The following is a 22,769-nucleotide window of genomic DNA, read 5'->3' as shown; positions in this document are numbered from 1 at the left end:
TCCCTTCATTATTTTATCTGTATCAGAGTTCCCGTCCGTTTGTCTCTATAATGTTTTTGTACCAGTATGCCGAATCTTTCAATATTCTTTCCTGTGTTCTGTAATCCACATATATCATGCCGAATCTTTCAGAATAGCCTTTGGACCATTCGAAATTATCCATCAGGGACCAGTGAAAATATCCTCTGATATCTGCATCATCACAGGCTTTTTTCAGCTGCCCCAGATATCTTGCCGTAAAGTCAATCCTGTTAGGATCATGTACTTTGCCATCCAATGATATTACGTCATGACAGGAAAGACCGTTTTCTGTTATATAAATCGGTTTTCTGTAGCGTTCATACAGGAAACGTGGTCCCCAGTAAAGACATTCCGGCGTCACCGGCCAGTCAATAGCGGTTTTCGGAAATCCTTCGTATCTCATTACCTCCTCTGGTTTACCATCTTTGCCCATACGTATGCATCGACCGTTATATATATTCTGTCCATACATATCAATTGGTTCAGAAATCAGTTTCAGGTCTTCTTCCGTAATTTTCGGAAGATATTTTTCATATTTCATAATCCCCTCTTCAGGATAATGGCCCAGAAGCACCGGATCAGACCACCAGCTCACATTCCAGGTCCACTCTCTGCCAGCAGGAGGAAGGGAAAACAAAGCTTCTCTGGCTGCTGCAATGTCCTCTTCACGTTCTGTCTCCGGATAACACATCGAAGCTGTCGGTGCATATCCGATCACCAGATTTTGTTTTCCATACTGCCGCAGCATCTGAACAGCCCGGCCATGTGCTTTCAGAGCATTATGTGCCATTTCAAACGTGTCGCGAATCGGTGCCTGCACTCCAGGTGCATGATCTCCGTTCACGAATCCAAGTCCCACGAAGCACTGAGGCTCATTCAGTGTAAAGAAATATTTTACCCTGTCGCTGAACTGTTCTGCCACAAGTTTCGCATATTCACCAAACCATTCAACAATCTGCGGATTCATCCATCCGCCTCTTTTGTACAGCTCATATGGAAGTTCCCAGTGATACAGGGTAACATACGGTTCAATATCATTTTTCAGAAGTTCATCGATCAGTGCATTATAAAATGCAATTCCTTTTTCATTTATTTTTCCACTGCCTTCTGGAAGAACTCTTGACCAGTCGATAGAAAAACGGTAAGCTTTCAGTCCCATTTTCTTCATTAACTGAACATCTTCTCTGAATCTGTGATAATGATCGCAGGCGATATCTCCATTATGGTTGCCCCAGATTCTTCCTTCTTCTTTCGTAAATACATCCCAGATATGCATGCCTTTGCCATCTTCATTTACTGCTCCCTCAACCTGATAAGAACTGGTTGCTGCACCCCATGCAAAATCCACCGGAAAACCGGATTTTTTATTCTCACTCATTCTTTTTCTCCTGTTTTCTACGTTGCTTAGCATATACTTATTAAAGTATAAATTAGATGAAATTTTTAATCAACATTTTTCAAACTTTCTTTATATATTTTAATTGGGAAAATATTTATTGGAAATCATTTAAGATATCATAGAAAAAAAGACACAAAAAAAGCGGGTGATGGGAATCGAACCCACGTATCCAGCTTGGAAGGCTGGTGTTCTACCATTGAACTACACCCGCATTTGCAATGCACAAACTATAATATCATATTTCATAGAAAATGCAAGCAAAATTTTATTTTTTTTAACAACCCGATTGTTGTCTCAGGATATTACCTGTGAACAGTTACCGGTTGTTCCCTGTAATCCAGAAGAATGTAATTGCAAAAATAATTCCTTTCGCAATAGATGTTGCGGAAAATGCCCACCATATACCGGTAAGTCCCATGATACCGCCAAGAATGATCGCCAACGGAATTCTCGCACTGGTAAACGCAATACTGATAACACTGCAGAGACGTGTCTTCCCAAGACCTGACAGTGCACCTATTGTCGTCAGTTCCACACACATAAAAGCTTCACTGAATCCAATGATGATCAGGTATCCTATTGCAATAGAAACAGCCTTCGGTTCGTGGAAAAAGATCTCAGCAATCGGGCGCGGGAACATAATAAACACAGCTGTGATCAGAAGCCCCCAGATACCTACTGTCCAGAGAGCCGCCCGATATCCTTTTTTTACACGTCCCATCTCTTTTGCTCCATAGTTCTGAGCCGTAAATGCATTCAGCGCAGAGGCAAAACCATCTGCTGTATTCCAGGAAATAGATTCTATCTGACCACCTACTCTCTGTGTAGCAACTGCTTCTGCCCCATAACCGGATACCATTCTCGTAAGTACCATAGAAATCACACAATATGCCATTCCCTGAATTGCTGTAGGAATACCGATCCTGCAGATCCCTTCAAGGCATTCCCGCGAAATCTTTGTAAATAATCTAATACCTTTCAGTACATTTTCCTTTTTCTGCACTATGACACCCAGCATCATAATACTCATAACAACTGCCTGTGAAGTAACTGTTGCAATAGCTGCACCGGCTGCTCCAATTTTGGGGAAAGGTCCCGCACCAAGGATAAGCACCGGATCCAGGATCATATTCAGTCCCAGTCCGACCAGGTTTGCCAGAAAAGGTGTCCTTGAATCCCCCTGCGCAGTATAAATTCCTGTCAGCGTTACCGTCAGAAATGAAAATACGATCAGTCCGCAGGCAATCCTGGTATAAGACATTGCTGCCGCATGAGCTTCCGCATCCTGTAATTGGAAAAATCCTACCATCGGTCTGGTAAAAATAAGGCAGATTGCCGCAAAAAGCAATCCCGTAAAAGTAGACAGCTGAACTGCTGCCTGCGCAAATTTATGAGCCTTTTCTCTCTCACCGCGGCCTATGCACTGGGCAACCTGCACCTGCCCTCCCATTCTGGACATGGATGCAAGTCCCTGGGAAAGCCAGGTAAACATTCCACCTACACCAACTCCCGCCACAGCTTTTGAACCAAGCAGACCAATCCATGCCATGTCTGTAATATTATAAAGCGTTCCAAGAAAAGAAGACGCCATGATAGGAAGTGCAAGCTTCGTCAGAGTCTTTAGAATAGGCCCTTTTGTTAAATTCCCTTCCAATATTTTTTCCTCATCCTGTAAAAATTACAGCAAATATCACTTTGCCGTATTACTTATTATAACAGATATTTACTCAGACAGGGAAGTAATGTTTTTCATACTTGCTTTGTTTTTGCCAACAATTTATAATTAAAATAAATTTTTATTCAAATATAGACTATACAAAAAAAGAATAATTCAAATTACTGCGAATGAACTTAAGGAGTTTTTATGCATATGAATATAGAATTCGCCAGAAAAATGTCTCTGGCATATAATAAAACCTGCAAATCTCTGTGCCAGCAACTGAATATCCCTCAGACTGCATTTGATATTCTCATGTTTCTGGCAAATAATCCTGATTATAAATCTGCCAGAGATATTGTAGAAGTCCGCAAACTGAAAGCCAATCTTGTTTCTGTAAATGTGGATAAGCTTGTCCGGGACGGATATCTTGAAAGAAATTCTGTGGAGGGTGACCGACGAAAAACTGAACTTCTCTGCACAAAAAAAGCCCTGCCAGTCATCGAACAGGGCAAAAAACTTCAGCATGATTTTATGGAAAAGACTCTGACAGGAATCAGCTACGACCAGCGTGCTCTTCTTACTGAGATACTTGATTCCATAGAGAAAAATCTGAACATAATTCTTCAGTCTGAATAATTTTATATTGCACTATAAAAGGCGAAACCTGATCTTATTTCAGAATTCCGCCTTTTTATATATTTTATTTTGCCAGTAAAGAAAACATCATTACTACAATACCCAATATCACAAGGATTATACCGGTCGCTCTGTTCAGAGTCTTTGTGGATGCTTTGTTTGCAAAAACTGCTGCGATCCGTGCCCAGATAAATGTAAATATGATACAAAGGATCCAGACTGTTATATCCGGTATTCCACCTATTGCGAAATGCGATACAGCACCTGTAAAAGCTGTAAATGCCATAATAAATACGCTTGTTCCCACTGCTGTTTTCAGTTCATATCCAAGAACAGATGTAAGAATAAGAAGCATCATCATACCACCGCCGGCACCGATAAAACCACAGATAAAACCAATGATCATTCCACATATCACGGACTGTATTGCCCTTTTCTTCGCTGAAACACTCTGCATGCTTTCTTTGGTGGTCATAACCGGTCTTACGATAAATTTAATTCCCAGAAGGAATGTCATAAATACAGAAAAATTACCCATTGTTGTTGACGGAACCAGGCTTGAGATATAACTTCCAAACACAGTAAATATCAGCACAGTTCCCATCATTATAAGTCCGTTTTTAATATCGAGATTTTTATTCTTTCCATAAACATAAGCGGATACTGCACTTGCCAGAACATCTGATGACAATGCAATTCCTACTGCCATGTAAGGATCCATGCCCAGAAATGTTATCAGCACAGGACTTATAACGGCTGCAGCACTCATACCTGCAAAACCAGTCCCAAGCCCCGCTCCCATGCCTGCAAAAAATGTAACTACGACTGTCCATAATATTTGCATATTCATTCCTCATTTCATACATTTTTGAATAGTTCATTTTTGAAATATTATAACACAATCCAACACTATTGCAACTTATTTTGTACTTTGATAATCACATAAAGGGTTTACACTTCTTTGAAATACCGTTAAAATAATTATCATCTTGTAAAACATTACAAAGGAGTTTATAAAATGGGATTAGTAAATGGAAGACCGATAGATACAGCCGGAAGGCTTGAAAAAGAAATCAGAGTCTATGATCTCCTGGATAAACTGGGGATATCTTATCAGCGAGTAGACCATGCGGCGGCCATGACCATGGAAGCCTGCGAAGAAATTGACCGTACACTTGGCGATGATACCGCCATCTGCAAGAATCTCTTTCTCTGCAACCGTCAGGAAACAAATTTCTACCTGCTCCTGATGCCGGGAGACAAGCCATTCAAAACCAAAGATCTGTCAGCACAGATCCATTCAGCTCGTTTATCTTTCGCAAAACCGGAATATATGGAAAAGTATCTGGATATTACTCCGGGTTCTGTCAGCGTCATGGGGCTGATGAATGATACTGAAAAAAAAGTTCAGCTTCTGATTGATAAAGATGTACTTAAAGATCAGTACTTCGGATGTCATCCATGCATCAATACCTCGAGTCTGAAGTTCCTTACCAGTGATCTGACAGATAAAATTATCCCGGCAATGGAGCATGAACCGATCATCGTTGACCTTCCTGTTTATGAAAAATAATATTCGGAGAATTATTTCTATGAAAAAACAACTTAATTATACCAAAATCCTGCTGGAAACCCTGATCCTGACAGTGGCTGTTGCCATCATCGCAGCAGCCGTCTATTTTTTCCTGGTACCAAGTCATACTTCTGTCAGTAGTATTTCCGGCCTGGGTATCGTATTATCAAATTTTGTACCACTACCTCTTTCCGCTATTACCATGATCCTGAATGTTATACTTCTGATCATTGGATTTTTTACCTGTGGAAAAGAATTTGGAGTAAAAACAGTTTACACGAGTATTTTGCTTCCTGTTTTTCTTGGCCTTTTTGAAAAGATTTTTCCAAATTTCGGATCCATGACAGACAGTCAGGAACTTGATGTTCTGTGTTACATTCTTGTAGTCAGTGTAGGCTTAAGCATTCTTTTTAACAGAAACGCTTCTTCCGGTGGGCTTGATATCGTAGCAAAAATCATGAACAAGTATCTGCATATGGAACTTGGCAAAGCCATGTCTCTGTCCGGCATGTGTGTTGCCCTGTCTGCAGCACTTGTTTACGACAAAAAAACTGTAGTCCTAAGTATCCTTGGTACTTATTTTAATGGAATTGTTCTGGATCATTTTATTTTTGATCATAATATCAAGCGACGGGTATGTATCATCACCCAGAAAGAAGAAGAACTCCGTGATTTCATTATCCATGAACTCCACAGTGGTGCTACAATTTATGAAGCATATGGTGCCTACAATATGCAGAAACGCAACGAAATTATCACTATCGTAGACAAAACTGAATATCAGAAGCTGATGAATTTCATTAACAAACTTGATTCCAAAGCATTTATTACTGTCTACAATGTATCTGATATGAGATATCAGCCAAAAGTATAACAAAACCGCAGCGCCTCAATATCTGAAGTGCTGCGGAATTTTATTTTACATGGAAATCCATCCGAAGGCATTTGCCACGGAACTGAACAATATGATTGCTGCGAAAATCGGGCAAAGATATCTGATCATGAAATTAAAAATATTTTTTCTGTTGAAAGTACCACCTTCCAGCATAACTTCTTCCTCAATCTTCTTAACACCAATAACTCTGGATACCAGAAGACAGGTAGCTATCGCTGCAATCGGCATCATTACAGAATTGGTAAGGAAATCAAAGAAATCCAGGAACTGCATTCCAATAATCTTCACGAACGCCAGCGGACCATATCCCAACGAGGAAAGACTTCCAAGAATAACCATGATCACACCAACAATAACTGTAGCTTTCTTACGTCCCCATCCCAGTTCATCCTGGAATGTGGATACTGCACTTTCCGTCAGAGCAATAGAACTTGTAAGTGCAGCACAGAGAACCAGTACAAAAAACATAATTCCCACAAAAGTTCCCATTCCCATGCTTGCAAAAACTTTCGGAATAGTGATAAACATCAGTGAGGGACCTGCCTGCAGAGTATCCGGATCTCCACCTGAGAATGCAAAAACTGCAGGAATAATCATCAGACCAGCCATCATAGCAATTGCTGTATCGAAAATTTCTACATTTTGGGTAGAGCCTTCAATAGAAACATCTTTTTTCATGTAAGAGCCGAAAGTAACAAGAATTCCCATTGCGATAGACAAAGAATAAAACATCTGTCCCATAGCTGCCACAACTGTCATCCAGGAAAAATTAGCCAGATTCGGTATAAGGAAATATTTTACCCCTTCCATTGCACCTGGTCTCGTAACTGAATAAATTACAATGATCACAGATAAAACTACAAGAATTGGCATCATAAATTTTGAAACACGCTCAACGCCATTCTGTACACCCGCATAAATAATCAGTAATGTGATCAGTGCAAATACAATAAAACAGACTTCTGTCGATATTCCATTGGAAATAAATCCTGAAAAATAACCATCCGCTGCCAGTCTCTGACTGTTTCCTTTTACATATTCTACAAGATACTTAATTACCCAGCCACCAATAACGGAATAATACGGTACAATCAGTACTGGAATAATGGCGTTGATCCAACCGCCAAAAGATAAACACTTAGACTTTCCAAACTTGTGAAAAGCGCCTACCGGACTTTTTTTCGTCATTCGTCCCAAAGCAGTTTCAGCTATAATCATTGTATAACCAAAAGTAAGTGCCAGAATAATATAAACCAGTAAAAAAATACCACCGCCATACTTCGCTGCCAGATACGGAAATCTCCATATATTTCCAAGGCCTACTGAAGCACCGGCTGCAGACAGTACAAATCCCAGTTTGCCCGAAAATGTACTTCTTTCATGTTTGTGTTTTTCCATAAGTTTCCCTTTCCCCATTATAGTTTCTTTTAATGCTGATATACCCAATTTCACATTATTATAAACAGGTTCAGCATAATCCAGCTGTTTTTTTATGATAACATGGATTCACTTTTCAGGCAAACACTATATAAAAAAGATGCAGACATTAATCTGCACCTTTCCGATGAATCCTCAGCTTCAATCCTACTGTCATTTCTATTCCGAATTCTTCTTGTAATATTTTCTTTTGCTCTCCACTGATGTCAGCAGATTGTAACGTTCCTTTTTTTCATAAAAATTTCCTCTCAGATATTCTTCATAAACCGAATACCGGTTGATGGTGTTTTTCCATTTTATTTTAGACCCGCAGTATATTTCGCTCGTTCTCCCTCTGGAATTCCAAGTGCATCCATAGCCTGCTTAATTGACCAGTTCATTGATGCCATCAAATTGGTAATCATCTGTATTGTTTTTATGAACGCCTGCTGTCTTTCTTCTGCTCTGCCTTCCGCTCTTCCTTCTGCTCTTCCTTCTGCTCTTCCTCTGTCTATCAATCCTTTACTAAGATTACACATTTCTTTCGCCTCCTCTTCCAGCTCTTCTGTCATTTTTATTCCGAATTCTTCCTGTAATATTTTCTTCTTATTCTCCACTGATCTGTCCGGTGACAGCAATACTTCCAAAAGTCTCAGCACTCCCGTCCCCTCCGGATCATCTGCATCTCCCAGACAGATCATCACTGATGTCAGCAGATTGTAACGTTCCTTTTTTTCATGAAAATCTCCTCTCAGATGCTCTTCATGAACCGAATACCGGTTGATGGTGTTCTTCCTGTTCTTCGGACAGTTTACACATATAAATATACAGTAGACCTTCTTTATCTTATCGTACTCAGACTTCTCAAACTCTGTCCCATACTGCGCTGATATCATTCTCGAACAATAATACATGCTCCTCATAATGATTGGATATCCCGGATAAAAATCATTCTGTGCTTCTACATTGATTATTAACCGGATTATTCCCCCTGCTTCCGGTGCAGTTGACTGATATCGTATATCATAAACTACAGTTCCTTCTGTAATACTTTTATCTTCTGTATTTAAACCTTTTATCTTTAATTGTTCCAGTACCTCATCCTGATGCACCGCCGTATCCGATATCTGCGGTTCACCTTCAATATACTTCTGTGTAATTTCTTCAATAGAACAATCCTCGTATTCTTCCATACAGCTCTTCATAATCCATGCAAGAATAACCTTGTTCCCAAGCAGTTTCTTACATACATTATCATACACCGTACTTTCACTTTGTCCTGCTGTAGATATTGTCTGCGATAAAATATTTTCCCTTTTCATTGACCACCAGCCTTTTTCGTTTTTGCACCTTTATGTTCTTGGACTTCTATTTTAGGCCAGCTGTATATTTCGCTCGTTCTCCCTCTGGAATTCCAAGTGCATCCATAGCCTGCTTAATTGACCAGTTCATTGATGCCATCAAATTGGTAATCATCTGTATTGTTTTTATGAACGCCTGCTGTCTTTCTTCTGCTCTGCCTCTGTCTATCAATCCTTTACTGAGATTACACATTTCTTTCGCCTCCTCTTCCAGCTCTTCTGTCATTTTTATTCCGAATTCTTCCTGTAATATTTTCTTCTTATTCTCCACTGATCTGTCCGGTGACAGCAATACTTCCAAAAGTCTCAGCACTCCCGTCCCCTCCGGATCATCTGCATCTCCCAGACAGATCATCACTGATGTCAGCAGATTGTAACGTTCCTTTTTTTCATGAAAATCTCCTCTCAGATATTCTTCATGAATCGAATACCGATTAATGGTGTTCTTCCTTTTCTTTGGACAGTTTACACATATAAATATACAATAGACTTTCTTTATCTTATCGTACTCAGACTTCTCAAACTCTGTCCCATACTGCGCTGATATCATTCTCGAACAATAATACATACTCCTCATAATAATTGGGTATCCCGGATAAAAATCATTCTGTGCTTCTACATTGATTATTAACCGGATTATCCCCCCTGCTTCCGGCGCAGTTGACTGATATCGTATATCATAAACTACAGTTCCTTCTGTAATGCTTTTATCTTCTGTATTTAAACCTTTTATCTTTGATTGTTCCAGTACCTCATCCTGATGCACCGCCGTATCTGATATCTGCGGTTCACCTTCAATATACTTCTGCGTAATCTCTTCAATGGAACAATCCTCGTATTCTTCCATACAGCTCTTCATAATCCATGCAAGAATATCCTTGTTCGCAAGCAGTTTCTTACATACATTATCATACACCGCACTTTCACTTTGTACTGCTGTAGATATTGTCTGTGATAAAATATTTTCCCTTGTCATTGACCACCAGCCTTTTTCAGTTTAGGAACTTTATGTTCTTTTTTTAATTCTACCACATTATTTATATAGAGTCCAGAATGTTCTTTCGACATTATTTTACAAGAATTTTCTAAGTTTGCGATAGAGGTTATACTATGGAAGATGAACCTAAGCATAAACAAAAGCCGCAGATTACACAATCTACGGCTTTTGTTTAACTATTCTGTCTTATTTTTATTCAATATTTTAAATCAGGAACTTTCCGTCTTTGTAGATAACTTTTCCATCTATTTCAACGGTTCCTCCATTTCTCATATCTTTTATGATATCCCAGTGAATGGAAGAATAATAGGCATTGTCATATGGTCTTCCAAGTGCCATATGCACAGTGCCGAAAATTTTTTCATCGATCAGGATGTCTGTAGTGCAGACATTCACGTACGGATTTGTTCCAAACGCAAATTCTCCAATTCTGTTAGAACCCTCATCTGATGCTATAATACTTTTAACGAAATCCACATTATCATCTGCCTGTACATCTGAAACAATGCCATTTTCAAAAGTCAATTTCAGATTATGAATTACTTTTCCTCCAATCGTTGCAGGAAAATCAAATGTAACCACACCCTTTACTGTATCCCAAATTGGTGATACATTTATCTCTCCATCAGGAATATTGGTTTTATTGTCTGATACAATCCATTTTTTTCCTTCATAATCGAAAGAGAAATCTGTTCCCTTGGATTTCAGGTGCAGATGCTTTCCCTTATCCAGAATATCTGCAACCTTCTGCCACTGTTCTACATGAGCCGGCCAATCTATGGAACATGCATTAAAAAACATATCCATCATATACTCATAGCTTACATTTGCCTGCTGAGCAAACCGCTCATTCGGGACACGTACCAACGCCCATCTGGTTTCTTTCCATCTCAGTCCCGAAATTGTTCCCATTGCTTTCTGGTATTTTGCAACTTTGTCTGCAGGAATGTCGAAACACTCATTAAGGTTAAATGCACCTCGCAAAGCAAGATAGCAGTCAGCCCATTCCATACCATATTTTTCAATTTCTGGAACCCATGATATCTGATCTTCATTTCCATATTTCAGCACTGCATGTTTCAATGCTTCACTCATAAACTGAATCTGGGGATATCCGCCTGCCTTTATGCAAGCTTCATATGCTGCCAATGCCAGCGGATAAGATTCTGTTTCATACATTGCAATCATCAGTTTCTCTCCAGGTTTCATTTCCAGTGAATAATTAACCAGAGATTCTCCTAATGCTTTCCATCTTTTATCAGTATTCATTTATGTGCCCCCTTAAGCAACTGTCTTACTTGCGGAAATCCTTTACAATATCCATGAATTCTTTTACACGGGCTTCGTCTGTCAGATTTTCAAACTTACCATCAATTTTGAAGGTTGTTCCTACAACCGCTCCGTCTGCAATCTGAAGAATTCCTTCAATTGTATCAACACGACAGCCGGTATTTGCAAAAACAGGTGTCTCCGGAACTGAAGATTTTGCACGTTTCAGTGTTTCCGGATTTGTTGCAGATCCGGCAGTAGCTCCTGATACGCATAAGATATCCGGACGGCAGTTAAACACTGTTGTCTTTGCAATAGATTCAATACTTCTGTTTGTAAGGTACTGTGCTGCTTCTGGTACAATATTGAACATCAGACGCACATTTTCAGCACCTATTTCTCTCTGATGACGTACCACTTCACCGCAGTTTGTATTCCAGAGACCAAAATCACTTGCGTATACACCTGTAAAAATTTCACGTACAAACTTTGCATCTGTAGCCACAGCAAGATTCAACGATGCAATTGGATCCCATAAACAGTTTACACCATACGGAATTTCAATTTCATCTTTCAGTTCACCGATAATACGAGCCATACTTGCAACTGTCTCTGTCTTAACTTTTGTCAGATATGGAAGACTGAATTCATTACTGAACATAACTGCATCTACTCCGCCTTTTTGGAGTGCAAGCAGATCATGTCTTGCCTTATCCAGAACATCCTTCATTCCTTTTCCTTTATCATAATATGGATCCCCTGGCATTGCCTGCAGATGACACATTGCAACAATTGGTTTCTCCGTTCCAAATACTTCCTTAATCCATTTCATAGTGCGTTCCTCCATTCTTTTCTTATTACCATAACTGGTGCATTATATTTTTATTATTTTCATAAAGTTCCGCAAATAACTCTTTATATTTCTTATATTCTTTATTATTCTCCATATTCGGTTCTATAACATACTTTATCTTTATCAGATTTTTTATGGCTTCAGGACTTTCTATCGTTCCAATTGCAAGACCTGCCATCAGAGCATCTCCATAAGAAGCACCTACTGTAACTTCTGGAACCTGCTGTATAATTCCACAAATATCACTTACTACCTGTAACCAGAGCAATGATTTTGTTCCACCTCCTACAGCAGTGACACGACCAACTGGTACTCCTGCATCTTCAAACAGCTGAAGGTTCTGAGAAATCCCATATCCAATTCCTTCAAATGCAGCATGAATGATATGACCTCTTGTGTGCTGTAGGTTTAATCCGAAAAAGACGCCTTTTGCCTTCGGATCCTGAATCGGCATTCTTTCTCCCTGAAAGTACGGAAGAACAATGAGTCCGTCACTTCCTGCCGGAACACTTTCTGCCTCTCTGAAAAGTGCAGTATAAGCATTTTCTCCCCCTAATTCTTCACCAGCGACAAGCTCCTTAGCCATCTCATCCCTAATCCATCTGGTAAGAGATCCCGTGGTTGCCATACCTCCTGTACAGCAATACTTGCCATCTATGGTATATGGATTGCTCCACATCTTTGTTCCATTTACTTTCTCGCTTGTTACTCCAATATAAAATGCTGTAGAGCCATACATCAGCATGGTATCTCCCGGTTTGACAACTCCTACACTGACTGCCTCTGCACCTGCATCTGTCGTCCCGCAGATAACAGTTATTCCCTCTGCAAGTCCGGTTTCTTCGGCTGCTTTTGCAGTAACTGTACCTACTATGGAATATGTACTTTCGGCAATAGTCGGAAGCATTTCTTTCGGGCAAATCAATTCACAGAATTCATCATTCCACTGCTGCGTTTTTATATCCAGCATTGGCAGTGCACTGCTTGCGGAATACTTATCTACATAATAGTTGCCAGTAAGACGGGCTGTCAGAAATCCTGAAGCAAATGTGATATGTTTTGTTCTTGAAAAAATCTCTGGCTCATTTTCTTTTACCCATAAGATTTTTGCTCCAAAATGCTCTACTGTACATAATGTTCCAAACTCCTGCAGCATCCTCTCAGGCCCTATTTTCTGATTGATTTCTTCAGCCTGCTCCATACAGCGTGTATCAATGCCATACAAAATTGCATTTCGCAGTGGTTCACAGTTTTCATCTACGAATGTTACCGCTGCCATGATCGTGCTGATTCCTATTGCTGCAATCTCCTCCGCCTGACCATTTACCTGGTCAAGAAGACTCCTGATTATTTTCTTCAGATCACCCAGCCAATCTGCAATCGGATCATGTTCTGCAAATCCAGGATATGGTGAAATAATTCCATGTTTTGCAGAAGTAGTTGCCAGCACATGGCCTTCAAGATCTGTCAGAGTTCCTTTGGATTCGGATGTTCCTGCATCAAATCCCAGCAAATATTTTTTCTGCATATCTACCTCCTGCATTACGCTTTATGCTGTCCCCGTTTCTGGCGGAAATAAGCTGTAAAGAAATTGATACTCAGAACCACAATCAACAACAGTCCCCATGTAAATTCCTTGAAATAACTGTCAAAATGCATCATATTAAAACCTGAAGACAGGAACTGTAATGACAGAAGTGCAAGAATCATACAGGATATTTTTGCTGTACCGCCGTTTGGATTTGTTGCTCCAAGTACACTGCACAAAATCGCCTGCATTACATATGTAAATGCATAATCAGCTTTTGCTGTGTTGGTTCTCATCAGAATTGCAAGACCACAGACAGAACTTATAATACCTGAATACAAATATGTTTTTATGTAGACTTTTTTAACATTTATTCCTGTATAATGACTGGCTTTTGGATTTGCTCCTACCATTTTTACTTCAAAACCAAATCTGGTTCTGTACAATAAAATTCCTGTTATTATAAACACAATAATAAGCAGCCACATTGTATAGGGAATTCCCAGAAGAGTAGTTGAACCAAAATATACATATTCTTTCGGTGCTCCTGAAACACTTTTTCCCTGTGTGATTATGATTGAAATTCCTTTGATAAAAGTCTGTGTGGCCATCGTAGATAACATCGGGGCCAGATTCAGGTTTGCAATTACAAATCCATTAAAGAATCCGAAAAACGCACCAACTGCCAGCGCTGCCAGCATTCCAAGGATAATAAATCCAACTAAAGCTCCACCTGTCATTCCTTTATCTACAGCCTGTTTCATAATTGTTGCTGCACATATGGCAGACAGGTTTCCTATAGATACTACAGACAGATCAATGCCGTTGGAAAGCATTGCCATCATCATCGCCAGAGAATAAAGTCCCAGTTCCGGCAGCTGAAAGCACATGGAAGTTAAATTCATGGGATTCAGGAATTTACCGTTTATGGAAACCATTATTACAAAAATCAGAAGGGTAATGACTGTCATCTTCGCAACGTCTACGTCCATTTTGAATCGAAGTTTCTTTTCTTTCATTACGCCATCGCCTCCTTCTTTTCTTTCTTTTTACTGCTACCGCTTCTCTGTCTTGACTGTGAAACTAGTCCCAGGAAAACAATAACTCCTGTTACAAAATCCTGATAGTAAGAAGGCACGCCTATCATGATCAGATTATTTGATATAAACTGCAGAAGCAGAACACCAAGAAAAGTTCCTACCACAGTTCCTTTTGCCCGCATAGATGCTCCTCTGCCAAGAACTACTGCTGCCATGCCATTCAGTTCCTGTCCTACAAGATCTGTAGGCATTGGAAGTGAGCATCTTCCAAGACAGTTATGTATTACTCCTCCTGTTCCGCAGATGATTCCTACAATAATAAATGCGAAAAATCTTGTACGTGAAACAGCAATTCCTGCACGTTTCGCCGCATCTGCATCTCCACCTATAGCATATAATTTACGACCAAAATTTGTGTGCTCCAGCACCAGATAAAGAATTGCATACATTGCAATTGTCAGAAGAATCGCTCTGGGCAGCTGACTTTCAACACCACTTTTGTACTTTGCCGTTGCCATATAAGTGGATCCAAATTTAACTGCTGAATTGGGGAGTGTATAAATGTAAGACGAGCTTACAAATGCCAGTACTGCACCTTTCAGGAAGGTCTGCGTACCAAGTGTTGCAATGAAGGACTTCATTTTCAACCTATCTATCAGAACCCAGTTAAGCAGCTGAAGAACCACACCTATACCAATCGACATTACAAATATCAATATGATTGGAACATCCATATATCCCTTAGTAGTCAGAAAATACATTGTTGCATACGTAGCAAATGCTCCAATCATACAGAATGACATATCCAGCTCGCCCAGAATCATTACCAGCATAATAGCAAGGGCAAAAATTGCAGGAACCGCACATGTTCTTGCCAGCGCAAATAAACTTGCCGCTGATAAAATATCCGGATTTATGATTCCGAATATTATGACTGTAGCTACCAGCAGAAGGAACAGAGCAAACTGACTGTTTTTTAGTAATTTTTTCATATCCCGTCCTCCTTTCAATCTGAAGCAGCTAATTCTTCAAGTTCATCCATTGACGTATCTTTTATGTCAATTTCCTGTGATATTTTACCTTCTTTCATTAGAAGTACGCGATTGCATATCTGCATGATTTCATACATATCACTGGATACCACCAACACTGCCACACCTTTTTCTCTTGCCAGATCACGTATTATTTTATGTATGTCGCTTTTAGCTCCGACATCCACACCTACTGTCGGACTGTTCAGAATAAGAATATCCGGGTTCGATGCAAGCCATTTGATCAGAACAATTTTCTGCTGGTTACCTCCTGACAATGAATTTGCCGGATTTTTAGGTACCATTCCAGCCACACTCATAGAACCAAGACTTTCTTTCTGTTTTTTTCTCAAAGCCTTCATATTCAGAAGTCCAAAATGTCCTGTATAATTTCGCACAATACGTGCAATTGCATTATCCGCAATACTCTGATCTAAGTGAAGACCTTCTGTCAATCTATCCTCTGGTACATATGCAATCTTATTATTCAATGCATCATCTACACTTCCAAAAATTCCTACATTCTTTCCTGCAATTTCAATACTTCCACCTGTGGCTTTTCTGATTCCAAACAATGTTTCTACAAGTTCGGCATTTCCACAGCCCAGAAGTCCTGTAATGCCTAATACTTCACCTTTATATAGTGAAAAATCAATATTTTCGAATGTTCCGTCTAATGTCAGGTTGTTTAATTTCAGTGCTGGGATCGGGCTTTGTTCTATATAGACATGAGTTTCACTGGTGAACTTCTTACCTGTCATATAGTACACCATCTCTTCCTTTGACATTTTGCCTTCTCCCACTTCTGACTGGAACACATTTTTTCCGTTTCTCATAATTGTGTAACTGTCACAGATTTCTGCAATCTCATCCAGCTTATGGCTTACAAACAAAATCGAAACGCCTTCTTCTTTCAGCTTTCTGACAATTTCAAACAGACGTTCAACTTCTCTGGTTGTCAATGCTGTTGTTGGCTCATCCATAATCAGTAACCGTGCATTCTGAACTATCGCTCTGCAGATAGCCACCATCTGTTTCTGGGCCACATTCAAATCTGCCACATACATATCAGGATCTATGTCAAACTGAACCTTTTTTAAAATTTCTTCTGCCTTTTTTCGTATTTCTTTCCAATGAATTACAACTTCACCTTTTGCAACTGTAGAATACATCATGATATTTTCTGCAATTGTCATATTTGGGAACAACGAAAAATCCTGGTAAATAACCTGTATACCTTCTGCAATTGATTCCGAAGGAGTAATTTTCTTATATGGCTTATCATTAATATACAGTTCTCCACTGTCAAACGGATGAAAACCGGAAATTACTTTAATCATTGTAGACTTCCCACAGCCATTTTCTCCGATCAGGCAGCGAATTTCTCCTTCGTTCATACTGAAATCCATTCCATCTAATGCCATTGCACCATAAAAGGATTTATACATATTTTTAATTTTTACAATACTCTTCAAATTATCACCACCCAGTTATTAAGATAAGCAAAGGGCTGTATAGCACAGCCCCTATTCCATTTTCCAATATTCAAAGTTTATCAGAAATCATAATCGCTCATATTGTCTGTAGTTACATCTACCCATGCAGCACCATATACAGTGTTATCTTTTACTGTACATTTTTCGTATCCTGTTACACCTAAATCAACGCCATCTTCAATTGTTTCACCCTTGAGAACTTTTTCTGCCAGTGAGCACATTGCTTCACCTGCATCTGCCGGATCCCAGAATGTGAAAGTTTTAATTGTTCCACTGTTGAGATAATCTTTTGCCTGAGATACAAGGCATGTACCTGTTACAGCAATATCTCCTGCTTTTCCTGCTTCTTCAACTGCCATTGCAATTCCTGGCGGGTCGTTAGTATCACAACCTATAAATCCACCAATCTCCGGATAAGTTGCAATTACTTCTTTAGCAGCACTGTAAGCAGCTTCCTGGCTGGAACCCTCAACTGGGTCACATACCTGATACATATCCGGATATTTCTCTTCCTGACGTTTAATAGCACCCTCTGTCCACTGCTGATGAGACGCAGCTGTCAGAGTACCCATCATAATGACATATCCGCCTTTGCCTCCCATTTCTTCTGCAAGCAGATCCATCATATGTGCACCATATTCCTGATTTACAAATGCTTCCATATCGTAATCTACATTTTCAAGACCTTCTGCTTCATGAGAGATTACAACGATTCCATTTTCACGGGCTTTGGCCAATGTTGTCTCTACTGCAGACGGGTCCGATGGAATTACTGTAATTGCATCAACACCTGATGCAATTGCATCTTCAATACTGGAAATCTGCACTGCTGTATCAGCATCACCAGTAGGACCTGACTGATACACTTCGTTTCCTGACGCTTCTGCATATCTCTCGTTACCAGCTTCCATTCTGTCCCACCACGAAATACCAATACACTTCGGAGTGTTTGCAATTGTGTAGCCATCAGCCAGTACCGGAACTGCTGTACTGGCCAGCATAGCAGCTGCAACAGAAACTGCTGTGAGCATAGCACTCTTTCTTTTCATTTACATTTCCTCCTTTTCCTGTTTTGTTTTGTTTCTTTTTTGTTTTTTTATGTCCTTTTCTTTTGATGATTGTATTATATCTTTTAATTTTTAATCTGTCAATGTTTTTTTATGTATTTATTCTTTCTTTTATGAATCTTTTTGTTCTTAAATTGTACAATTTATATATAATTTTTATTATTTTTTCCATATTCAATCAATTATAACGATGTTTTTTCGTCAAAATATTTCTTTTATTTATTTTTATGTCGTTTTTATATTCCTTACCCCTTTTTTTATTTTTCTTTCTATGCTAAAATATACCTAGACTAATTATTACAATGGAAGGGATACATATATTACTGTCTCACAGTAGCATGAATCTTTATGTATCCTCAGGAGGAAATCACTATGTTTCAAATCGAACGTCAGGAACAGATTCTTGAGTATATCAATCAGACTCAGAAAGCAAACACTGCTGAGCTTGCCCAGAAATTCAATGTATCTAAGGTTACGATCCGGCGCGACATCGAAGCTCTGGCTGCCTCCGGTCTGATTGTCAAGACGCATGGAGGCGCAGTGGCAACCAATACCAGTCTCATTCATGAGATACCTTATTCCTACAAGGCAGAACGCAATCAGTCCGCCAAAAAAAGTATCGGAATCGCTGCTGCCAGATACATTAATGATGGAGATATCATCATTCTCGACTCAGGTTCCACCACTCTGGAAATTGCCAAGAACATTACTCAGAAAAACATCACTGTTGTAACTGATGACATAAAAATAGCCATGGAATTATCCGGCAAACCCAATGTGACAGCCATTGTATGTGGAGGAACACTCAGTGATCCTGTTTACACTTTGACTGGCAATGTAGCTGTAGATTTTTTCTCACGACTTCACGTAAACAAAACATTCCTTGGTTGCGATGCTGTAGATCTGGATTTTGGTATTTCAAACCGTACATACGGCGAAGTCGATATCAAAACTGCCATGATAAAAGCAGCTGATGAAATTATTATGGTAACCGATAACAGCAAATTGGATCGCAAAGTTTTCTGTTATCTGTGTGATATCTCAGCAATCAATAAGCTTATTATCAATCAGATTGATGAACGTAACCGCCGGGGGTTCATTGAAAAAGGAGTCGAAATAATAACTACTGATTCCACTCCCATGGAATAAGGTATAAAAAATGCAGGTCAGCTACGACCTGCATTTTTGTCCTAATTTTATTTAATTCTCTTCAGTTCATACTCTCTGGTTCCAAGGCCGATTTTTTCTGCCTGATCCAGAGTAGCTTTCCATTCAATGTTTGGATTGGAATCTTTAAAGTGGTCGTGATGGCAGTGCCATCCCGGCTGGGAAAGATTGTCGCCAAGCTGACTGCCTGCGATCGGTGTTGCTTTCAGACATGCGTCTGCACAGGCCTGATCCAGAGCAACAGGATCAAAACTTGCAAACATTCCAATATCAGGAAGGATTGCCGCATCATTTTCACCATGGCAGTCACAGTTTGGGCTGATATCCTGCACCAGGGAAATATGGAAACACGGACGTTCCTGACAGACTGCCTGTGCATATTCTGCCATCTTACGATCCAACATTTCATTGGCACTGTCACTCTCACAATAAATCGCATCAAAACTGCAGCCACCAATACAACGGCCACAGCCTTTGCATTTGTCATAATCAATTACTGCTTTTTTATTTACATATGTAATTGCATCACTTCCACATTCTTTTGCACAGCGACGACAGCCACGACAGGCTTCTGTATTTACGGAAGGTTTTCCGCTGGCATGCTGCTGCATTTTTCCTGCACGGCTTCCACATCCCATACCGATATTTTTGAGTGCACCGCCAAAACCGGTCAGTTCATGTCCCTTGAAATGAGTCAGACTGATAAAAATATCTGCATCCATGATCGCACGTCCGATCAATGCTGTTTTGCAGTATTCTCCGTTTTCTACCGGAACTTCTACTTCATCAGTTCCACGAAGTCCGTCACCGATAATAATCTGGCATCCTGTAGATATTGGATTAAATCCGTTAAGGTTTGCACAATCCAGATGTTCCAGTGCATTTTTGCGGCTTCCCGGATACAGAGTATTACAGTCTGTCAGAAATGGCATACCACCCTGCTCTTTGCAGAGATCGGCAACTGCCTTTGCATAGTTCGGACGAAGAAAAGCAAGGTTTCCAAGCTCACCAAAATGCATCTTAATTGCAACAAATTTTCCTTCCATATCAATGTCTTTGATTCCAGCTGCTATACAGAGTTTTTTCAGTTTGTCCAGCTGGTTGATGCCTGGTTTGCATCTGAAATCAGTAAAATAAACGGTTGATTTTCCCACTTTATGACCTCCTGTTATTTTGTTCAATACTAATTTAGCGTTACTACTCACCCATGCACAGTAGCAATTAGCTTCTTTTTATTTTATCAAAGTTCTTCTGCAAAATCCATAAGACAATAACTTATTCGTTACTGTTTTTCACTGTGGTGAAATTTTATCTGGCAGTTTTGCCCTTTTTCCGTTATAATGAAACCTGAAAATAATTTGACACGACGCAGCCTGACTACATTATTGTGAGCAGTAACCTTACTATAAGCTGCATCAGAACGGAGGAAAAAATGGAAATTGTTTGTTTAGACCTGGAAGGTGTACTGGTACCGGAAATCTGGATCGCTTTTGCAGAAGAATCAGGAATTCCGGAACTGAAGAGAACAACCAGAGATGAGCCTGACTATGACAAACTTATGAAATACCGTCTCAACATTCTGAAAGAGCACGGTCTTGGACTGAAGGAAATCCAGGAAACAATTGCAAAGATCGATCCTATTCCTGGTGCCAGAGAATTCCTTGACAAACTCAGGGAAATGACTCAGGTTATTATCATCAGTGACACTTTCTCACAGTTTGCAGGACCACTTATGAAAAAACTTGGATATCCTACGATTTTCTGTAACTCTCTCGTTGTTGCCGATAATGGAGAAATCACAGACTTCAAAATGCGTTGTGAAAAATCCAAATATACTACTGTAAAAGCACTTCAGTCCATTGGATATGATACGATTGCCAGCGGTGACAGCCATAATGATCTCGGTATGATCCAGGCAAGCAAAGCAGGATTTCTTTTCAAAAGTACTGAAGAAATCAAAGCAGAACATCCGGAAATCCCGGCATACGAAACTTATGATGAACTTCTCGAAGCAATCAAAAAGGTAATCGGCTGATACAGCACAACAAAAGACGGAATTCCCTGTAAAAAAGGAGTTCCGTCTTTTTTATTAATACGTATTTTCAAATATTAGTCAATCAGATCGTTCTGAAATCTTGAAAGATGTTCATATGGAAGAATCAGTCTTCCTCTGTACAGTCCGCATCCATCATTGATCAGGCTGTTGTCTGCTGCTGCAAACATATTTACATCAAGATCTGCCAGATTCAGGTTCAGAAGTTTCAGCCCCCGCTCGTAAGCCTCATCAAAATAAACACTCGCTCCTTCAGGAATAGCATCTCGTCTTGCGCGCTCTTTTTCCTGACGTTTCTCATATCCCTGATGATTGGCAGTTCCAATCTCAGCAACATCGTCCATTGTCTTTGTACGAATCTGTACTTCCATAAAACTTCTGGAAGAATTATCATAAAATGTAATGTGCAGTGACTGATAGCCCAGGGCACCCTGACTGCATATGTAGTCTCTGTAATATGGCTTTACATCTTTGTTCAGAAGAGGGGACGTGCTTTCTTTTATTCCATGTGCAGATTCTGCAGTAAATCCTCTCTCTTCAAGAAATCCAGGAAGTTCATTTGCGATCCTGTACAGGTATTTCAGTTCTTCTTCCTCCCTGTTTTCGTCAGGTTTCAGATGGCATTTCGGAAGTGCTATCACAATCCTGTATGCAATAAAATCACGAAAACAGCTGAGCTTTGTCTTAAGTTCTGAAACCAGGGGACAGACTCCATGTTCCATATAATAATCATAAATATATTCTACAATATAACCGTTAAACTTTTCTTCCGCACGTATCAGTGATTTTATCCGACCCTTAAAAGTAAAAGCCAGAAACGGATATTCTTTTGCCATATATTTATAAAATTCACGGATTTTCTGTGACTGCGCAGTAAGGAAATCATTATGTTCCAGCAGCTCACGGATCTGTATCAAAAAATTGCAGTGCACAAGATCAATTTCATTATGATTTTTTTTTGCATCTTCCCGCAGATCATTTGTGTACTTTCTGAGTATCCGAAACAATGTATCTCCCGAATACAGATAATCATTTAAAGTAATCATACTGGTTCTCCATTAAAACTTCTATCTGAATATTGTCTGCACAAGAATCATATACAGAACAGTTCCGCTTCCAATACTTAACAAAGTGCTTTTTTTCCATTTGTGGATCAGAATAATAAAAACAATCGCAATTGCTTCCGGTATACCATAGTATCTCCCGAATACAGATAATCATTTAAAGTAATCATACTGGTTCTCCATTAAAACTTCTATCTGAATATTGTCTGCACAAGAATCATATACAGAACAGTTCCGCTTCCA

The 22,769-nt window shown here is 39.6% G+C and carries 21 protein-coding genes and 1 tRNA gene; 5 read left to right on the top strand and 17 right to left on the bottom strand.

Annotated elements, in window-relative coordinates; translation table 11 throughout:
• Positions 1 to 22: 22 nt before the first annotated feature.
• The 3 genes from ACTNB8_RS10940 to ACTNB8_RS10930 form a co-directional block, all read right to left on the bottom strand.
• Positions 23 to 1,399 carry a GH1 family beta-glucosidase gene (locus ACTNB8_RS10940; RefSeq protein WP_441054620.1) on the bottom strand — a complete coding sequence of 459 codons (1,377 nt, stop codon included), beginning with the start codon at positions 1,397 to 1,399 and terminating at the stop codon, positions 23 to 25.
• A gap of 161 nt (positions 1,400 to 1,560) precedes the next feature.
• Positions 1,561 to 1,631 (bottom strand) — tRNA-Gly (locus ACTNB8_RS10935).
• A 105-nt stretch (positions 1,632 to 1,736) separates the two neighbouring features.
• Positions 1,737 to 3,074 (bottom strand): MATE family efflux transporter, encoded by a 1,338-nt coding sequence (locus ACTNB8_RS10930; protein WP_441054618.1) that lies wholly within the window; start codon positions 3,072 to 3,074, stop codon positions 1,737 to 1,739.
• Positions 3,075 to 3,284: 210 nt separating this feature from the next.
• Between ACTNB8_RS10930 and ACTNB8_RS10925 the strand changes: the two genes are divergently transcribed.
• The gene (locus ACTNB8_RS10925) at positions 3,285 to 3,716 is read left to right on the top strand and encodes a MarR family winged helix-turn-helix transcriptional regulator (RefSeq protein WP_441054617.1); all 432 of its coding nucleotides are present in this window, start codon (positions 3,285 to 3,287) and stop codon (positions 3,714 to 3,716) included.
• A gap of 64 nt (positions 3,717 to 3,780) precedes the next feature.
• Here ACTNB8_RS10925 and ACTNB8_RS10920 read toward each other — a convergent pair whose 3' ends face one another.
• A complete protein-coding gene (locus ACTNB8_RS10920) occupies positions 3,781 to 4,560 on the bottom strand; it encodes a sulfite exporter TauE/SafE family protein (RefSeq protein ID WP_441054615.1) in 780 nt (259 codons plus the stop codon).
• A 174-nt stretch (positions 4,561 to 4,734) separates the two neighbouring features.
• Between ACTNB8_RS10920 and ACTNB8_RS10915 the strand changes: the two genes are divergently transcribed.
• Positions 4,735 to 5,289, top strand: coding sequence for a prolyl-tRNA synthetase associated domain-containing protein (locus ACTNB8_RS10915; protein ID WP_441054613.1), 555 nt, complete (start codon positions 4,735 to 4,737; stop codon positions 5,287 to 5,289).
• A 19-nt stretch (positions 5,290 to 5,308) separates the two neighbouring features.
• Positions 5,309 to 6,163, top strand: a complete 855-nt coding sequence (locus ACTNB8_RS10910; RefSeq protein ID WP_441054611.1) for a YitT family protein — start codon at positions 5,309 to 5,311, stop codon at positions 6,161 to 6,163.
• 45 nt (positions 6,164 to 6,208) lie between these two features.
• On the opposite strand, the gene ACTNB8_RS10905 is transcribed toward ACTNB8_RS10910, so the two are convergent.
• The 10 genes from ACTNB8_RS10905 to ACTNB8_RS10860 form a co-directional block, all read right to left on the bottom strand.
• Entirely contained in the window at positions 6,209 to 7,582 is a 1,374-nt protein-coding gene (locus ACTNB8_RS10905; RefSeq protein ID WP_441054609.1) for a sodium-dependent transporter, read from the bottom strand.
• A gap of 335 nt (positions 7,583 to 7,917) precedes the next feature.
• Positions 7,918 to 8,922: a PD-(D/E)XK nuclease family transposase gene (locus ACTNB8_RS10900; RefSeq protein ID WP_441054607.1), complete on the bottom strand. Its 1,005-nt coding sequence runs from the start codon at positions 8,920 to 8,922 to the stop codon at positions 7,918 to 7,920.
• A gap of 46 nt (positions 8,923 to 8,968) precedes the next feature.
• Positions 8,969 to 9,937 (bottom strand): PD-(D/E)XK nuclease family transposase, encoded by a 969-nt coding sequence (locus ACTNB8_RS10895; RefSeq protein ID WP_441054605.1) that lies wholly within the window; start codon positions 9,935 to 9,937, stop codon positions 8,969 to 8,971.
• A 225-nt stretch (positions 9,938 to 10,162) separates the two neighbouring features.
• Complete coding sequence (locus ACTNB8_RS10890; RefSeq protein ID WP_441054603.1) at positions 10,163 to 11,227, bottom strand: aminopeptidase; 1,065 nt, start codon at positions 11,225 to 11,227, stop codon at positions 10,163 to 10,165.
• Between the two features lie 25 nt (positions 11,228 to 11,252).
• A complete protein-coding gene (locus ACTNB8_RS10885) occupies positions 11,253 to 12,059 on the bottom strand; it encodes a BtpA/SgcQ family protein (protein ID WP_441054601.1) in 807 nt (268 codons plus the stop codon).
• 25 nt (positions 12,060 to 12,084) lie between these two features.
• On the bottom strand, positions 12,085 to 13,608 hold the full coding sequence (locus tag ACTNB8_RS10880) for an FGGY-family carbohydrate kinase (RefSeq protein ID WP_441054599.1): 1,524 nt from the start codon (positions 13,606 to 13,608) through the stop codon (positions 12,085 to 12,087).
• Positions 13,609 to 13,622: 14 nt separating this feature from the next.
• The gene (locus ACTNB8_RS10875; protein WP_441054597.1) at positions 13,623 to 14,627 is read right to left on the bottom strand and encodes an ABC transporter permease; all 1,005 of its coding nucleotides are present in this window, start codon (positions 14,625 to 14,627) and stop codon (positions 13,623 to 13,625) included.
• Positions 14,627 to 15,640, bottom strand: coding sequence for an ABC transporter permease (locus ACTNB8_RS10870; RefSeq protein WP_441054595.1), 1,014 nt, complete (start codon positions 15,638 to 15,640; stop codon positions 14,627 to 14,629). Before ACTNB8_RS10870 ends, ACTNB8_RS10875 begins: the two co-directional genes overlap by 1 nt.
• A 14-nt stretch (positions 15,641 to 15,654) precedes the next feature.
• Positions 15,655 to 17,154, bottom strand: a complete 1,500-nt coding sequence (locus ACTNB8_RS10865) for a sugar ABC transporter ATP-binding protein (RefSeq protein ID WP_441054593.1) — start codon at positions 17,152 to 17,154, stop codon at positions 15,655 to 15,657.
• Positions 17,155 to 17,234: 80 nt separating this feature from the next.
• On the bottom strand, positions 17,235 to 18,224 hold the full coding sequence (locus tag ACTNB8_RS10860) for an autoinducer 2 ABC transporter substrate-binding protein (protein WP_441054591.1): 990 nt from the start codon (positions 18,222 to 18,224) through the stop codon (positions 17,235 to 17,237).
• A gap of 390 nt (positions 18,225 to 18,614) precedes the next feature.
• Here ACTNB8_RS10860 and ACTNB8_RS10855 point away from each other — a divergent pair, with 390 nt between their 5' ends.
• On the top strand, positions 18,615 to 19,391 hold the full coding sequence (locus ACTNB8_RS10855; protein ID WP_441054589.1) for a DeoR/GlpR family DNA-binding transcription regulator: 777 nt from the start codon (positions 18,615 to 18,617) through the stop codon (positions 19,389 to 19,391).
• 47 nt (positions 19,392 to 19,438) lie between these two features.
• Here ACTNB8_RS10855 and ACTNB8_RS10850 read toward each other — a convergent pair whose 3' ends face one another.
• A complete protein-coding gene (locus ACTNB8_RS10850) occupies positions 19,439 to 20,563 on the bottom strand; it encodes a DUF362 domain-containing protein (protein WP_441054587.1) in 1,125 nt (374 codons plus the stop codon).
• A gap of 278 nt (positions 20,564 to 20,841) precedes the next feature.
• On the opposite strand from ACTNB8_RS10850, the gene thrH reads away from it, so the two are divergent.
• The gene (thrH, locus tag ACTNB8_RS10845) at positions 20,842 to 21,444 is read left to right on the top strand and encodes a bifunctional phosphoserine phosphatase/homoserine phosphotransferase ThrH (RefSeq protein ID WP_441054585.1); all 603 of its coding nucleotides are present in this window, start codon (positions 20,842 to 20,844) and stop codon (positions 21,442 to 21,444) included.
• 74 nt (positions 21,445 to 21,518) lie between these two features.
• Here thrH and ACTNB8_RS10840 read toward each other — a convergent pair whose 3' ends face one another.
• On the bottom strand, positions 21,519 to 22,508 hold the full coding sequence (locus ACTNB8_RS10840) for a guanosine polyphosphate pyrophosphohydrolase (RefSeq protein WP_441054583.1): 990 nt from the start codon (positions 22,506 to 22,508) through the stop codon (positions 21,519 to 21,521).
• A gap of 21 nt (positions 22,509 to 22,529) precedes the next feature.
• Positions 22,530 to 22,652: an AzlD domain-containing protein gene (locus tag ACTNB8_RS10835; protein ID WP_441054648.1), complete on the bottom strand. Its 123-nt coding sequence runs from the start codon at positions 22,650 to 22,652 to the stop codon at positions 22,530 to 22,532.
• Between the last annotated feature and the right edge of the window lie 117 nt (positions 22,653 to 22,769).

The organism is Blautia sp. HCP28S3_G10 (assembly GCF_052065235.1).
GTDB lineage: Bacteria > Bacillota > Clostridia > Lachnospirales > Lachnospiraceae > Blautia_A.
This window is presented reverse-complemented; position numbering and strand designations above follow the sequence as displayed.

Bases quoted from the DNA above. Each gene is read 5' to 3' on its own strand.
- ACTNB8_RS10940 (WP_441054620.1), bottom strand. From the start codon at position 1,399: ATGAGTGAGAATAAAAAATCCGGTTTTCCGGTGGATTTTGCATGGGGT.
- ACTNB8_RS10925 (WP_441054617.1), top strand. From the start codon at position 3,285: ATGCATATGAATATAGAATTCGCCAGAAAAATGTCTCTGGCATATAAT.
- ACTNB8_RS10920 (WP_441054615.1), bottom strand. From the start codon at position 4,560: ATGCAAATATTATGGACAGTCGTAGTTACATTTTTTGCAGGCATGGGA.
- ACTNB8_RS10915 (WP_441054613.1), top strand. From the start codon at position 4,735: ATGGGATTAGTAAATGGAAGACCGATAGATACAGCCGGAAGGCTTGAA.
- ACTNB8_RS10910 (WP_441054611.1), top strand. From the start codon at position 5,309: ATGAAAAAACAACTTAATTATACCAAAATCCTGCTGGAAACCCTGATC.
- ACTNB8_RS10905 (WP_441054609.1), bottom strand. From the start codon at position 7,582: ATGGAAAAACACAAACATGAAAGAAGTACATTTTCGGGCAAACTGGGA.
- ACTNB8_RS10900 (WP_441054607.1), bottom strand. From the start codon at position 8,922: ATGAAAAGGGAAAATATTTTATCGCAGACAATATCTACAGCAGGACAA.
- ACTNB8_RS10895 (WP_441054605.1), bottom strand. From the start codon at position 9,937: ATGACAAGGGAAAATATTTTATCACAGACAATATCTACAGCAGTACAA.
- ACTNB8_RS10890 (WP_441054603.1), bottom strand. From the start codon at position 11,227: ATGAATACTGATAAAAGATGGAAAGCATTAGGAGAATCTCTGGTTAAT.
- ACTNB8_RS10885 (WP_441054601.1), bottom strand. From the start codon at position 12,059: ATGAAATGGATTAAGGAAGTATTTGGAACGGAGAAACCAATTGTTGCA.
- ACTNB8_RS10880 (WP_441054599.1), bottom strand. From the start codon at position 13,608: ATGCAGAAAAAATATTTGCTGGGATTTGATGCAGGAACATCCGAATCC.
- ACTNB8_RS10875 (WP_441054597.1), bottom strand. From the start codon at position 14,627: ATGAAAGAAAAGAAACTTCGATTCAAAATGGACGTAGACGTTGCGAAG.
- ACTNB8_RS10870 (WP_441054595.1), bottom strand. From the start codon at position 15,640: ATGAAAAAATTACTAAAAAACAGTCAGTTTGCTCTGTTCCTTCTGCTG.
- ACTNB8_RS10860 (WP_441054591.1), bottom strand. From the start codon at position 18,224: ATGAAAAGAAAGAGTGCTATGCTCACAGCAGTTTCTGTTGCAGCTGCT.
- ACTNB8_RS10855 (WP_441054589.1), top strand. From the start codon at position 18,615: ATGTTTCAAATCGAACGTCAGGAACAGATTCTTGAGTATATCAATCAG.
- thrH (WP_441054585.1), top strand. From the start codon at position 20,842: ATGGAAATTGTTTGTTTAGACCTGGAAGGTGTACTGGTACCGGAAATC.
- ACTNB8_RS10840 (WP_441054583.1), bottom strand. From the start codon at position 22,508: ATGATTACTTTAAATGATTATCTGTATTCGGGAGATACATTGTTTCGG.